Annotated in this window: 14 protein-coding genes; 7 read left to right on the top strand and 7 right to left on the bottom strand. The window is 46.8% G+C overall.

The window, feature by feature from the left end; genetic code table 11:
• Positions 1-152 precede the first annotated feature (152 nt).
• The 3 genes from rihA to azu all read left to right on the top strand — a co-directional run bounded on the left by rihA (position 153) and on the right by azu (position 2810).
• A complete protein-coding gene (rihA, locus tag KO531_RS03590; RefSeq protein ID WP_105250175.1) occupies positions 153-1109 on the top strand; it encodes a pyrimidine-specific ribonucleoside hydrolase RihA in 957 nt (318 codons plus the stop codon).
• Positions 1110-1128: 19 nt separating this feature from the next.
• Positions 1129-2040, top strand: coding sequence for a ribokinase (rbsK, locus tag KO531_RS03595; RefSeq protein ID WP_106651895.1), 912 nt, complete (start codon positions 1129-1131; stop codon positions 2038-2040).
• Between the two features lie 293 nt (positions 2041-2333).
• Positions 2334-2810 carry an azurin gene (gene azu / locus KO531_RS03600; protein WP_028759449.1) on the top strand — a complete coding sequence of 159 codons (477 nt, stop codon included), beginning with the start codon at positions 2334-2336 and terminating at the stop codon, positions 2808-2810.
• 99 nt (positions 2811-2909) lie between these two features.
• On the opposite strand, the gene KO531_RS03605 is transcribed toward azu, so the two are convergent.
• Both KO531_RS03605 and KO531_RS03610 read right to left on the bottom strand, forming a co-directional pair.
• Positions 2910-4094, bottom strand: coding sequence for a DUF3103 domain-containing protein (locus tag KO531_RS03605; RefSeq protein WP_219250401.1), 1185 nt, complete (start codon positions 4092-4094; stop codon positions 2910-2912).
• Positions 4095-4474: 380 nt separating this feature from the next.
• Complete coding sequence (locus KO531_RS03610; protein WP_105250177.1) at positions 4475-4777, bottom strand: DUF3622 domain-containing protein; 303 nt, start codon at positions 4775-4777, stop codon at positions 4475-4477.
• A 380-nt stretch (positions 4778-5157) separates the two neighbouring features.
• Here KO531_RS03610 and KO531_RS03615 point away from each other — a divergent pair, with 380 nt between their 5' ends.
• Positions 5158-6435, top strand: coding sequence for a glycerophosphodiester phosphodiesterase family protein (locus tag KO531_RS03615; protein ID WP_219250402.1), 1278 nt, complete (start codon positions 5158-5160; stop codon positions 6433-6435).
• A gap of 91 nt (positions 6436-6526) precedes the next feature.
• Here KO531_RS03615 and KO531_RS03620 read toward each other — a convergent pair whose 3' ends face one another.
• Both KO531_RS03620 and KO531_RS03625 read right to left on the bottom strand, forming a co-directional pair.
• Positions 6527-7093: a phosphoribosyltransferase family protein gene (locus KO531_RS03620; protein WP_006080219.1), complete on the bottom strand. Its 567-nt coding sequence runs from the start codon at positions 7091-7093 to the stop codon at positions 6527-6529.
• A 285-nt stretch (positions 7094-7378) separates the two neighbouring features.
• The gene (locus KO531_RS03625; RefSeq protein ID WP_219250403.1) at positions 7379-9145 is read right to left on the bottom strand and encodes an alkaline phosphatase D family protein; all 1767 of its coding nucleotides are present in this window, start codon (positions 9143-9145) and stop codon (positions 7379-7381) included.
• Between the two features lie 255 nt (positions 9146-9400).
• Here KO531_RS03625 and KO531_RS03630 point away from each other — a divergent pair, with 255 nt between their 5' ends.
• Positions 9401-9826, top strand: coding sequence for a CBS domain-containing protein (locus KO531_RS03630; RefSeq protein ID WP_219250404.1), 426 nt, complete (start codon positions 9401-9403; stop codon positions 9824-9826).
• A 99-nt stretch (positions 9827-9925) separates the two neighbouring features.
• Positions 9926-10531 (top strand): DUF4274 domain-containing protein, encoded by a 606-nt coding sequence (locus KO531_RS03635; protein WP_219250405.1) that lies wholly within the window; start codon positions 9926-9928, stop codon positions 10529-10531.
• Between the two features lie 27 nt (positions 10532-10558).
• Here KO531_RS03635 and KO531_RS03640 read toward each other — a convergent pair whose 3' ends face one another.
• Positions 10559-11920: an MATE family efflux transporter gene (locus KO531_RS03640; RefSeq protein WP_219250406.1), complete on the bottom strand. Its 1362-nt coding sequence runs from the start codon at positions 11918-11920 to the stop codon at positions 10559-10561.
• A gap of 412 nt (positions 11921-12332) precedes the next feature.
• Here KO531_RS03640 and KO531_RS03645 point away from each other — a divergent pair, with 412 nt between their 5' ends.
• Positions 12333-13250, top strand: a complete 918-nt coding sequence (locus tag KO531_RS03645; RefSeq protein WP_219250407.1) for an alpha/beta hydrolase — start codon at positions 12333-12335, stop codon at positions 13248-13250.
• Positions 13251-13329: 79 nt separating this feature from the next.
• On the opposite strand, the gene lgt is transcribed toward KO531_RS03645, so the two are convergent.
• Positions 13330-14109 (bottom strand): prolipoprotein diacylglyceryl transferase, encoded by a 780-nt coding sequence (gene lgt / locus KO531_RS03650; protein ID WP_131523760.1) that lies wholly within the window; start codon positions 14107-14109, stop codon positions 13330-13332.
• 216 nt (positions 14110-14325) lie between these two features.
• Complete coding sequence (locus KO531_RS03655) at positions 14326-14796, bottom strand: cupin domain-containing protein (protein WP_113939074.1); 471 nt, start codon at positions 14794-14796, stop codon at positions 14326-14328.
• Positions 14797-14977: the final 181 nt, after the last annotated feature.

Raw genomic sequence — 14977 nt, forward strand, 5'->3', positions numbered from 1 at the left:
CTAATGTCAAAAATGGGCAGAATTCTAGCAGCTTGTTGATAAAAAGACGAAAATGCTCACAGTTTACTCTGCAAGTCCCCTACACAGGCTAACGCCTAACTGATGGCATGCTATTCTAAGCCCCCATCACCGCTGTTTAAAGGAGTAACAGTATGACTCGCCCTATTATTCTGGATTGCGATCCCGGCCATGACGACGCTATTGCGCTCATTTTAGCTCTCGCCCATCCAGAGCTGGTTCCACTGGCCGTCACCACCAGCGCCGGTAACCAAACGCCGGATAAAACGCTCAATAATGCCCTGCGGATCTTAACCTTATTAAATCGCAGTGATATTCCTGTCGCTGGCGGCGCCGTCAAGCCATTAGCTCGCGAATTAATCATTGCCGACAATGTCCATGGTGAAACCGGACTCGACGGCCCTGCATTGCCTAATCCAAGTTTTAGTCCTCAAGCCATTACCGCAGTTGAACTAATGGCGCAGCAAATTCGCCAAAGTCATCAGCCAGTAACCTTAATTCCCACAGGACCACTCACCAATATCGCGCTTTTGCTCGCCAGCCACCACGAATTACACGCCAAGATCGAGCGCATAGTGCTAATGGGCGGCGCAGCCGGTGTCGGCAATTGGACGCCTGCCGCCGAGTTTAATATTTTTGTCGACCCTGAAGCCGCCGATATTGTCTTTAAGTCAGGTATTCCCATTACTATGTGTGGGCTCGATGTGACTCATCAGGCGCAAATCATGGATGAAGACATAGAACGTATTCGCGCGATTCAAAATCCAATTGCTCAGTGCGTCGCCGAATTATTGGATTTCTTTATGATTTACCACAGAGATCCTAAATGGGGCTTTATTGGTGCGCCATTGCACGACCCCTGCACTATCGCTTGGTTGCTTAAACCTGAGCTATTTGAGGCGCAAGATTGCTGGGTAAGCATTGAAACCCAAAGTGAGTTGACCTTAGGCATGACAGTGGTCGATCGCTATCAGCTCACAGGTAAAGCCGCCAATGCGACTGTGCTGTTTGGGATCGATAGGCAAGGCTTTGTCGATTTACTGGTAGACAGTTTACGCGTCTATGATGCAACTTATCTCAATCGCAGATAAAAATGACAGTGAGTCTTCTATGAGCCAGATACTCGTTATCGGCAGTGCAAATGCCGACCATGTGATGAAATTTGAGTACCTGCCCGCTGCAGGGCAAACCTTAATGAGCCGAGATTACCGCCTCGAACAGGGCGGCAAAGGGGCCAATCAAGCCGTCGCCTGCGCGCGCTTAGCCAAATCAGGTTCACGCACTGATTTTATCTGCCATCTCGGCCAAGACAGTATCGGCGATGATATGCGTCAAAGCTGGATGAAAGATGGCATCAGTGCAGAAGGGATCCGCCAAATAACCGGACTGAGCACTGGCACTGCCATGATTTTTATCGGTGATAACGGTGAGAATACGATTGGCGTTGCCGCAGGTGCCAACGCCAGCCTTTCACCCGATGACTTAGAAGCTCATTACGCCCTGTTTGCTAATGCGGAGTACTTGTTAACACAATTGGAAACGCCCGCTGCCACAGTGGCAAAGGCGCTGCAAATAGCCAAGAATCTTGGCGTGACGACTGTACTAAATCCTGCTCCAGCGACGGCACTTGGCCAAGATGTACTCAAGTGGGTAGATATTATTACCCCCAATGAAACCGAAGCAGAAGCCTTAACGGGAGTTGAGATCAACCATATTGATGATGCACACATGGCAGCGCAACTTCTCCACCAGCAGGGAGTAAAGATTGTGGTCATTACCTTAGGTAGCCGTGGCGCATTTATCAGCAGCCCAGGTTTTAATGGGCTAATACCTGCGTTTGAAGTGCAGGCCATAGACACAGTCGCCGCAGGGGATACCTTCAATGGCGCCTTAGTTGTGGGCTTAAGCGAGGGCATGTCGATTGCTGCAGCCGTGGGATTTGCCAATGCAGCCAGTGCCATTACTGTCACTCGCCCAGGCGCACAACGTGCGATTCCCTATCGACAGGAGCTTTCGTACTAAAAACGTAAGACGTTCTGAAGTAGACGCCCTGCGTTAGAACAAAAAATTATAATTTATAAATCAAACACATAAATAATAGTTCCTGAGTACTTAGTTCACTCCAAATAAGTACTCACCTATGTTTACCGCTAACAATTTTGCCGCCAATAACGATGCAAGCTTTCAACCTAAAGTTGCATATACATAATTTACACGCTGATTTCATTCCCATTTAATGAAGATTGCTTATGCTAGCAGGTGCATGTCCGAGTCAAAACGGCTCGGCTACCCTTGTTCAAATAAGGAAGTACCAGATGAAAGCAAAAAGCACAGCTTTACGTAACGTGACCAGCACTAGCCTAATCGGCCTAGGATTATTATTCGCTAGCCAAGCGAGTGCCAACGAATGTGAACTGAAAATTGCCGCCACTGATGCAATGCAATTTGACACTAAAGAGCTGTCTGTACCTGCAAGCTGTAAAGAAGTGACCTTAACCTTAACCCACTCAGGCACCTTGCCAAAAGCAGCAATGGGCCATAACTGGGTATTAACTAAGGCTGCCGATATGTCAGCCGTAGCGACCGAAGGTATGAGCGCCGGTCCTGATGCAGCCTATGTCAAAGCCGGTGATACGCGCGTTATCGCACACACAGATTTAGTGGGCGGTGGCGAATCAACGTCGATCACCTTTAGCACTGCCGGTATGAGCGCCACCGAAGCCTACCAATTCTTCTGCAGCTTCCCAGGTCACTGGGCGATTATGCAAGGCAGTTTCAAGTTAAAAGCTTAAGGTGAATGGCTTAGCCTAACGTTAAGTGATAAAAACAAAAAAGCGGATCTTAGGATCCGCTTTTACATTTCAGCCATTGCATTTAGCCGCACTAATCCATCATGGTCTTGGTTGGATGACTAATGGCGCAAAGCTCGTCATTGCATTACCGTTAGCACCGTTCAAGTTGGGATATTCAACCCCTTCCTGCAAGGTGTAATACACGTCGACAAAGTCATCGTCATTGGTGAACCAAGCATCCGGCATCACACTTAAAATACCATTGGTAATTTGCGGGATCAGCGCATAACCCTGAGCTTCAGGATCGGGGATCGACTTTAAGATCTGCTCCGCCGCTTCCAACAGCTTAGTGGCCAACACTTTATAGTTAGTACCATCGTCATGCTCCATTAAGATCATGTCCGCAGCAGCCCAACGATAACGCTCCCAATGTATGATGATTTGATTCGGATAATAGGTCGTATCCGCATAATCTAAATAGGGCATTTCGACGATATCGAGCACAGGCTCTTCACGGCTTGGATCAACCCCAGTCACTATGCCGTAAATTTCGGCACGACCAGAAATCCACGGCTCATGGTCATCCTTCAAGGATATTTGTTTGATCACTGTGGTTGAAATCGGCTTATCTGCCACCGCCTGTGTTTGCGCACGGCTCAGTAGCGCGCCCTCTTTTTTCGCTGACTGCGCCTCGGCAAATGTCGCCCGCATCACCTCTAAGCCAGCCACAAAGGCTTTTTTGCTATCGATACCGACCACAAACACTGGCTGCTGCGGCAGGTTATACACGTCTAATTGATGCACTTGCCCATGAATATCAAAGGCTTCAATATAATCCCACTGACTCTCGTCACCATCGGGCTCATAGGCAAATAAAGGAGACTCACCTTGCTGCCATGGGGTTAACATGGTTTCATCCGCCAGACGCACTTGCACCAGAGAATCTGCTTTGGCACTTAAGCCCTTCACTCGGCGAATCGACGCATCGGCTTTGGTGATCACATTATCATTGAGCCTATGCTGAGACAGAATGTCATCGGCATTCACTGCTAACTGATACTGGTTTATTTCAGTCTGTAAGATAGGCGCAAGCTGCGCATATTGATGGCTTAAATCTAACGCCAATGCCCGCTTTGTATTGGTTAACTGAGCTTGTGCATCCAAAGTCGAATCCTTTAGCGACGCTTGTAGTAAGCGTAACGCCTCTCCATCTAAGGCTTGGCCATAACTCAGGGTTGCCGAAGCCGACAAACACAGCAATAAACTGGATTGAAGTAGTTTCATAGGAGTTCCCTTACCTTGATAAAGTTAAACGTGCGTTCGAATTCCTTACATATGAGCACAGAGCAGCATCTAAGTAAATCAAATGATAATAGTTATCGTTAATTATTAGTGGTATAGGGTACGTAATTCCGACTAAATGCGATAAAAACAAGCTAATGACAGCATCAGTAGATCAGTCCAGCCGAACAGAGTGTATGAAGATAAACGAGGAAATAGGATGAAATGAATTGATATGCACAGTTTCGCGAGCGACAAAAACACAAAAGGCAGATCTTAAGATCTGCCTTTTGCTGTTCATCGCCAGAGTGACGTTTCAGAACGCTTTGAACGCTCCCTTACGATCACACTGGCTTGATAAGACAAGGTTAAACGAATGAGTGTTACTCTTCGTCGAAATCATCTTCATCAAGATCTTCGGCATCAGTAGCCGCTTCAGCCGCTAATGCTGCGGCTAATTTTGCTTTAGCTTGTTTCTCTGAACGACGTTTATTGCGCTCAGTTAACGTGCCTAAAAACACTTGTAATTCAGTTAAGCCCCAAGCTTGCGCTTCGGCTTCAGTCGCAAAGCCATCATGGCTCTTAGACACAACTGTTTTAGTTGATGTCATGCGACGAGTGATTTCAGTTTTCCAACCGTTGTCGCCCTGTGTCACGCGAAAATCGTATTTTTTGCCCTTGCTCATTCTGCTCTATTTCCTAAATGATGCTTGTCACGTTTGTCTTATCAAGCGAACCAAACGCTCATCATAAAACAAAAGGAGCGCAGTGTACTTGATTTCGGCCCAGAAAGATCGCCCAGATGAAAATATTCATGCCAGTTTCATCGACTCGCCCAGTGGAGTCAATTCTCAAGTCTAAAACAACACTGCGCATATATCCCCCTCATCCTCTATCTATGGATGTTTATCGCGAGCTAGCGCAAACACACACGCCTTAGATAATCGTCGTGCAAACGGTATATATTCTTGTTTATGTCATAAAAGTAGGCTTTTTCAGTCACATTAACACTTTAGAGTTTCTGATTAATATTAATAATTTACATCATTACTCATAGGTAAATCTGATGAAACTACGCCCTATTTCGTCGCTCTCACTCGGCCTGTTAATTGCCACCAGCGCTTTATTAGCTGGTTGCAATAGTGACGATAACAACACAGAAGTCACGCCACCTGCCAGCAAACCTGTTCCAGCTCAAGTGGGAGAAAGACCTTTATTCCTCGTGCGTCAAATGCAAGACAGCGCACTTAAAACCCGCTTAGAACAATGTACCACTGACAATTTTTATCGCAGCGAGTTTTCCATCGGTCACCGTGGCGCACCAATGCAATTCCCTGAGCATACAAAGGAATCCTACCAAGCGGCTATCGATTCGGGCGCGGGGATCGTCGAGTGTGATGTCACTTTTACCGCTGATAAAGCCTTAGTGTGCCGCCACTCACAGTGCGATCTTGCCAGCACGACCAACATTTTAGCCGTGCCTGAACTGGCTAATAAATGCTCGACCCCATTCACTCCTGCTGATGCCGCCAATGGCGTCAGCGCATCGGCGACCTGTTGCACTAGCGATATCACCCTCGCCGAATTTAAAACCCTCAAAGGCAAGATGGAAGGCAGCAATCCTAAAGCGACCATTGCGGCCGAATTCATCAATGGCACTCCAAGCTGGCGCACCGATCTCTACGCTGGCAATGGCACCTTGATGACCCACGCTGAAAGTATTGAAATGTTTAAAAAAGCCGGTGTGAAGATGACGCCAGAGCTCAAAGCCGCCAGCGTATCTATGCCATTCGATGGTTTTACTCAGCAGGATTACGCGCAAAAAATGTTAGATGAATACACGGCGGCAGGCGTCGATGCTTCGCAAGTATTCCCTCAATCATTTATCTTAGATGACATCAAATATTGGGTTGCCAATGCACCTGAGTTTGCGAAACAAGCCGTATTTCTCGATGACAGATACGATTATAACAGCGCTTTCGATCCGCAAAACTCTGCCACTTGGTCACCATCAATGGCGGATTTGAAGACCCAAGGCGTCGAAATTATCGCACCGCCACTCTGGGTTTTAGTCGCCTTAGATGCGGACAAAAAGATCATCCCTTCGGAATACGCTAAGGCCGCCAAAGGCGCTGGGCTTAAGATCATCACTTGGTCGCTGGAACGTTCTGGATTATTAAAAAATGGCGGCGGCTTTTATTATCAAAGCATTACCGAAGCCATAGATAACGAAGGCGATACCTTTGAATTACTCGATGTATTAGCTAAAGATGTCGGTGTGATTGGAGTGTTCTCCGACTGGCCCGCCACTGTGACTTACTATGCGAACTGTATGGATTTATAAGTCGTCGATATAGAAAACAAAAAATGCGTTAACGATTAATCGTTAACGCATTTTTTATTGCGAAAATAGTCTATATTTCGCCGCGAGCAAGCTATTTAAACAGGTGCTGGATATTCTTTAAATCGCCCTTGCCTTCGGCAATTTCTTCCGGCGTTAAACCTGTGACTTCATGCGGGAAAACTAACCAGTCTTCAGAGGCATGGATGTAATAGTCAGGCTTTAAAGGCACGGCGGTATTTTTTGGCTTGTAATAAGGGCAAGCGATACGGATATCGGTTGGCATATTCAGGCGCATCAACTGACCGAGTTTTTCTTTTAATGCATGGATACTACGGCCAGAGTCAAACACGTCATCCACAATCAATAAACCGTCGCTAGCGTTCGCATTTTCAACGATGTAATGCAGACCGTGAACTTTGATTTCTTTGCTTTGCTTGTCGGTACCAATCCCATAATAGGAAGAAGTACGCACGGCAATGTGATCGGTTTCTACTTGTTTAAAGTCGAAAAATTCCTGTACCGCGATCCCGATTGGAGCGCCACCACGCCAAATACCCACGATAAACTGCGGACGAAAGCCACTCTCATACACTTGCGAAGCTAATAAAAATGAATCTTCCAGCAATTGCTGCGCGGTAACAAAATACTTTTCTGACATGACACAGTCCCCATCACATTGATTTTATTCTTAGGTCGTTAAAGCTTATGACCCCTGTAAGGTCTGTTCGGCGGGTAAAGGTTCCCAAAACACTAAAACAGCTTGGCCTTAGCAAGTGTAGGCAGCCGCCGAATTTTGGGAGCGAATTTTATACCAAAAAAATGCGCTGTGCTGCAGTAATAGTAAGAACTTGCGTGACAACAGACATTTATTTTGCCTTTTTAGGCAAAAAGCAACAAAAAGGCCACCCTAAGGTGGCCTAAAAACAGCGAATAAATACCTGCGTTAAACGATAGGCGTAATCACATGCTCGCCCACTTTTGCTTTGGCGCTATAACCACGTGCCGTTGCCGCTTGGAAATCCTTCGACAGAATGGTATCCACATAATGCCAGTCGCTGCGCACCTCATCAGCGGTAAAGGTGAGCGTCATAAAGCCTCGGTCTTTTAAGTTAGCGTACTTAAGATCTGGCACTAACTCGACGATCGCCGCCTCAGTCGCAGGGATCTGCTCAGCGGGCAGATTCAAATAGTACTCAAGACCTGGTGAAGACACTGAGCTGGTCGCAAACTCCACCCCAACGGTATCGCCATTCACATCTTTAAGCTCGTTAGCCCAGGCATTATGGGTATCACCCGCGATCACGACTAGATTGAGGTTTTTCGATTTAGCCGTACCTAAAATCACCTCACGCTCATAGGCATAACCGTCCCAAGCATCTAAGTTGTATGGAATGGCAGGTAATTGCAGCAGTGCGATAACTTCTGGGGTTAATAAGGCTTGATTAGCCTGAAGATATTGCAACTCTTGGGCGGTCAGCGTGGGATCATTTGCCGCAGCACGCGCCGCTAACTTAGCTAACGCGCCTAACATAGCATATTGGGGAATGCTCATCTGCTGCGTCGCAATCGCCGCCGGCAATGACATCTTGCCCATCAAAATCTGTTGCCCTAACACCTGCCACTTGCCCGTTGCTTGCAGCAAAGTGCCCTGCAGCCATAACAATTGCGTCAGACCCAGCATAGTGCGAGTGGTCGAAGTCACATCGGCAAGGAAACGCTCACCCGCAAACGAACCCGTTGTCGGATCCATATAGTCGGCATAATCGAGCTGTTTATCACGGGCCAATACACGGGTATCGAGCATGTGCAGATCGACAAGATTGCCGTAACTGAAGCTGCGGTAAATCTCTTCATGGTTCCCTTCGCGCCATGGACGAATAGGCAACCATTCGAAATAAGCTTGCAGTGCCGCTTCTTTGCGGACGGCAAAATCGCCTTCGCCTTCGTTATGATTCTCTGCGCCATCACGCCAAGTATCGTTGGCCACTTCGTGATCATCCCACACTGTGATAAAAGGCACTTTCGCGTGTAACTTTTGCAGACTCGCATCGGTATGGTACTGCCCATAACGGGTGCGATAATCGCCTAATGTCAGCAACTCAGTGGCTGGTAAGACTTCACGGCCAAGCTCTGCAGCATGCTCACTGGCATAACCGCCACGGGCATATTCATAGATGTAATCGCCTAAATGCACAACGGCATCTAAGTCATCCTGCGCCGCCGCTAATTCATAGACGTTAAAGTATCCGGCTGGAAAGTTCGCACAGGACATCACCGCCAATTTGACAGAACTCACATCGCCCTCAGGCAGAGTACGGGTTTTACCCACGGCTGAGGTTTTGTCACCTGTCATAAAGCGGTAAAAATAGTTTTGGCCAGCACGTAAGCCGCGGGCATCAATCTTAACCGTGTAGTCACGGCTTGCATTAGTGACCATCTCACCCGTGGTCACTAATTGACTAAAAGCCGCATCGCTTGCCACTTGCCAACTCACTTTTACATCGCCCTCAGATTCAGGCGTGACACGGGTCCAAAGGATCACAGCATCAATCGCAGGATCGCCACTGGCAATTCCATGTAAAAATTGTGCAGGTACAGAATTATCATCATTACTATCACTACAGCCCATCAAGCCGTAAGAGATCACAGCAACGCCAACACCTTTGGCCGACATAGCCAAAAAGTCACGACGAGTTACGGTACGATTCATTATTATTATTCCTTGTTAGAAAAGGCTTCACTGGTATGAGGTCTAATGAGACCCCGATTGTGAGACATCACTGTTACACATTTGTGACATCTTTGTCAGCCTTTTATGATTTCTATCAATTCAAATACTTATACTGAATGGCGTACTTTATTTATGCAGGACTGGCGCAGCGAACAAGGAAGCTGCTAACATCGGTGCAGGCTAACGCAGCGTGTTAAATGCACGTCTAAGAATGGCAAGAAAAGGAATTTAACAATGAAAGTCAGCGATATTATGAGTGATCAAGTCATCTGCATCAGCGATGGCGCCAGTTTGAAAGATGCCCACCATCTGATGCAAACCCGTGGCGTACGCCACTTACCTGTGATTTCTGAAATTGATGGCACCCTCGTTGGCGTACTCACCCATAAAAAGATGATCGCCAGCGTGATGACTATGTTGAACAAGTACGGCCAAGGCGCGCTCGAGCGCAAAGAACGATACACGCCGATCACAACCGTGATGGACCAAGACTTTCAGCATCTTACCGCCGACGAGCCTTTAACTGTGGTGGTGGAATATTTTATCGAAAACAAACTCGGCTGCTTACCCGTCGTCGATGCCGATAAAAAGGTGCTCGGTATCGTCACGTCATCGGACTTTATCAAGCTATGTCGTACCTTGTTGAAGCAGCAAGCGTAACGTTTTACGCTCCTTTTCTTCGATGTCAGCCTTTTACTACGTAAAGGCTGGCGTTGTATTTTTTATAAACTGTGTTTTCTATAAAAAGAAAGGATTCCCTTGGCTAAATTACTCTCCCAGGAACAATTTATTCGCGCCTATGAATGCGCAGAATTTGGCTGTTTTGCCAATCAACAACAACTCGCCAAATTACTCGCCGATCCCGATTACGACTTTTTACATCAAGACAGTACCTACTTTGGCAAAGCGGCGACACAAATCACCTGTATCAGTGACTTACAAAGTATGGAGGAATTGCATTTTGTCGCGGGGAACTTGAATTGGGACGATCATGACCCAAACATGGTCAGGGCGATTATCGAACATCCACTCTGCGATGCAGGTACCGCCTTATTACTTTACTGGTACGGGCAAGGCTTTTATTACTCCACGCCGGAAACGCTCGATACACCTTTTGGACAGCTATTCAAAACCATAACCGATAGATTTGTTGCGCGCGGCTATGCCAGTTATAAAATCCATTTTGACCCGATTAAAGAATGTTTTATGCCCTCATTAGAAGACGTTATTACTAGAGGATGCCAAATTCCAGGGGCTATTTTTGCCCCTTATAGCACTATGGAAATCGAAACCTATGAAGGGCACCCAAGGTATCTACAATTTAAAAATGAACTACTGAAATCGGGCAAATGGGGCAACCAATAAGCGTTGACCTTTTGATATCAGAACAGTTTAAGCTGGGGTTACTGGCGGAATACGCGTAAAACGCTGCCAGCGACCCGAGCGCCAGCGGTATACCATAATCAGGCCGCGTATCCACTCATCGGCGGCGACGGCAAGCCAAGCGGCGAGTACGCCATAGCCTAAGTGAAGGCCAAAGAACCAAGCCAATAATACCCCTATGCCCCACATGCTAAAGAGGCCAACCCGTACAGGGAACGCCACATCACCCGCCCCTTTTAATGCCGAAATAATCACCAGATTAAACACCCGCCCCGTTTCAAGCGCGATAGAACCTGCCAGTAATAACGCCGTCAGTTGGATGACTTCCTCGTTCTCACTAAGCCAGCCAACGATAGTGAATCGCTGCCAGTAGAAGACTAAGACTATGACCAGCGAAGCGATAAAACCCACCAGACAGTAACATTGCACTCTCACAGTGATTTCATCGAACCATTGTTTGCCGACATAGTACCCGGTCTGAATTTGCGTCGCCTGCCCGAGCGCCACCGCAAAACAATAAATAAACCGGCTGATGTTTAGGCCATAGGTATAAGCCGTGAGCGATAACGTCCCCATCTGACTGATAAAATAGATGATGGTCATCTGCGCCACATTGTAAGACAACATCTCACCGGCATTGAGCAAGCCGATACGCATCACGCTCCAATAGGTGCTGCGCGGTAATAATTTAAGCCGTTGCAGTGGCAACGGGATCTTTTTATAGCGGATCACCATCAGCATGATCACGGCACCGATGATCTGGCTGGTGACGGTGGAAATAGCCACCCCTGTTACCCCATAAACAGGTAAACCAAAGGGAGAATACAGGGCAATATAATTACCGATGACGTTCATCAAGCCTGTGCTTGAGGTGACGAGCATAGCCGAGCGGGTAAAGCCGTAACTACGCAAAATAGCGGCGAAGGCAATGTTCATCACTAGCCCTATGCTCAAGCTGCCGCAAATCACCAAATAGTCATATCCAAAACCAGCCACATCGTGCTCAAGCGCAAATAAGCCGATAATGCTCTTAGCACAAAAGAACATAGATGCACCCATGACCAAGGCTAATACCAAACTCAATACGACACTCGCCACGCCTATGTCTATAGCCTGCTGCGGTTGGCCTGCCCCATTGCTTTGGCTAATCAAAATACTCGCGCCTGTACTCACCATCATGGACATGACCATCATGAAAAACATCAGCTGAGTCGTGAGTCCCACCGCGGCAACCGCATTATCGGAATAATGGCTCAGCATAAAGATATCGCTGATCCCAAGCAGAGATTGCAACAAGGTCTCGATAAAAATCGGCCACGTCAGGGCAACTATGCCCATGCGCTGTTGCAATGTTTTGGGTGCTTTTGCCACGAAAGATTCCTGCAAATAGAGAACGAATAACGAGTGTGATCGCTGGCTCAATGTGTCGCTCAAACAGCATCTTGGCAACCTATATTTTAGCCAAGAGACTGAAACCCACTTTCACAAATAGACATCAAAGTGCTATCGAACGCACAATCAGGCGGACATTTAAGCGCATTAAGCCTGACAGTCAATTAAGTTGGTAATTTTCTTACAAGACACCCTACAACTCAATCTGTAATAGTGAAAAAGATGCCGACTGCAACCGTATTCATTACTAAGTTAATACCAAAGTTAATTTCCGCAATCATGATAGAGCTCATGGCTGAGTGTGAATCTAGGCTACCAATTCAATTAAGCTGCCGATAAACTCAGCCCATTGCAGAACAGCCGAGCGCACTAAAAATTGAGGGAGTATTAAATGAGCCAACTCTATTTAGAAGAGGGAATTAAGCAATTGGTTAGCGAGTTTATCGCGGCGGGTTGCCCATCAGTGCGAGAGCAAAGTATTGAGCAACGTAGACAAGGTTATATTGCCAGCACTGTACTCGCAGGTGAGCCTGAAGAGGTGTTCGAGGTGCGCGCAATTTCCATCGATGGCGCAGAATTAACTCTGTTCAAACCTTCGGCGGCAGACAATTTACCTATCGTCATTTACTACCATGGTGGTTGTTTTGTCAGTGGCGGCGTTGAAACCCACAATCAACAACTGCGAAAACTCGCCAATGATTCTGGCGCACTGGTGATCGCCGTTCGCTATCGCCTCGCCCCAGAACATGTTTATCCCGCTGCCCACGACGATGCCTGCCATGCCGCAGAAGTCATCTATCAACATTGTCACCAATGGGGCGGTGATAACACTAAGATCACCCTAATGGGCGACAGCGCCGGCGGCCATTTAGCCCTAGTCACTTGCCTGCGTTTAAAAGCCAAAGGGCAATGGTTGCCACACAAACAAGTGCTTATCTATCCTATGCTCGATGCCACCGCGAAGAGCCAAAGCTATAGCGACAATGGCGAGAAATACATCATCACCCGCGACACCTTGCTAACAGGTTTCGATCTGTATTTAGATTGGCACCCCAGAACCGATGCCGAAGCCAGTCCACTACGCCGTGATGACTTAGCAGGCTTACCCGAAACCCATATCATCACCGCCGAATTCGATCCACTCGTCGATGAAGGTGAACAGCTATTTAGGAATCTATTAGAGGCTGGCGTAAATGCCCACTGCCGTCGTTATCTTGGCGTCATCCATGGTTTCTTCCAACTCTCGGGCGTGAGCCGTTCCGCTCGGGATGCCATGGTGCAGGTGACCAATATAGTGAAGACAGCCTAACGTCATACTTGATGATTAATTCATAAAAAAGGCTTTCTATCTAGATAGAAAGCCTTTTTTAACCGTTTGATATTTAAATTTAAACGGTTTTCTTTCGATACGCCAAGAACAACAAGACTATACCTACGGCTAAAAACGGTAAGCTCAGAAGTTGTCCCGCACTTAAGAAAGTTTCAGAGTAAGCCGCTTGGCTAACTTTAATCGACTCAATCGCAATTCGCGCACTAAACACCGATACCAGAAACAGGCCGAAAATAGCCCCATGTCTTTGTTTAATCTGCGTGTATTGATACAAAGCATACAGACCAATAAAGATAGCTAAATAAGCGAAAGCCTCATAGAGCTGTGCTGGATGTCTTGGCAACATGTCGACACGGGCAAATATAATGCCCCAAGGTTGAGTCGTAGGATCGCCTAAAATTTCTGAGTTGGCGAAGTTTGCCATACGCACAAAAAAGCCAAAAATGGCGGTTGCGATCGCGAGTCTGTCCAACAAAAACAGGAAGGGTAGCTTCACTTTACGTTGGTAATAATACAAGGCCAGAATCGCGCCTAAACCACCACCGTGGCTGGCGAGTCCGCCTTCCCAAATCGCCAAGATCTTAAGCGGATGAGCAAAGTAATAAGTCGGATCGTAGAACATACAATGGGCCAAACGCGCGCCCACAATAATGCCAACCACACAATAAATCAGTAAATTATCAAGGGACTCAAGATCGAGATTTTCCTTGATATAAATCCGCTTCATCACCTGAAAACCAGCAGTAATAGCAACAGCAAACAGGACTCCATACCAATGTATTTTTAGTCCCATAAACGAGATTAATACAGGATCGAGCTCCCACACTAAGTGTTCCAAATTCAATTACTCCATAACACTTGGTACATAGAGGTACGCCAAAAAGCATGTTTTACGTGGTTAAACGCCAATAGACAAGCCTTGTCGCGGGGATATCTTACTATTGAGTCAAATTTAATGACTCAGAGCGACCTTGGTTTTGCCGAATGAGGCAATGTCAACCAAGTTACCATTTAACGAATCAACTGGCTAAATTTAACTGACTTTAGCGATTCCCTACCTGCTCAGACGTTGGATGATGTCACTATGCTGTGGATATTGGGCTAATAAAGTTTGTTGGCTAAACAGCTCAAAATCATCAAAGGTAAAACCGGGCGATACCATACAGCCCACTAATGAAAAACCATCTTGATTCATGGCTGAACCAAAGATACAGCCCTTAGGGACTAAAAACTGTGGCCGCTCGCCCGCAGCTAAATTAAGCCCTAATTGCGCCGTCGTTAGCACCCCATCAGGATCAATCATGTAAATCGTCAGCGATTGCCCCGCATGGAAATACCACATTTCATCAGCTGTCAGACGATGGAAATGGGAAACCTCTCCCGTACGCAGCAAAAAATAGATACTGCTCCATAATGCCCGAGTCTGATCAAATACCGTTTCTGAACGATAGGATGAGCGGTAATAACCGCCTTCAACATGCTGCTCTAGCGCTAAATGTTCAATAAAATCATCTGCAGTATGCATTATAAATCCCAGTGTAAAATTAAAACCACAATTAAGGCCCTAGATTCTACTCGAAAATCATCTGTCTACTAAACACCGCAATGAAGCTTTTTGAACATAAGCACAAACGCTAAAGTTCAAGACATCACGACTGACTCGATACGATCGCAAGGCTTAGGTTTTAAGCCTCAACAGGGATACA

The organism is Shewanella sp. NKUCC06_TVS (genome assembly GCF_019345515.1).
GTDB lineage: Bacteria > Pseudomonadota > Gammaproteobacteria > Enterobacterales > Shewanellaceae > Shewanella > Shewanella oncorhynchi.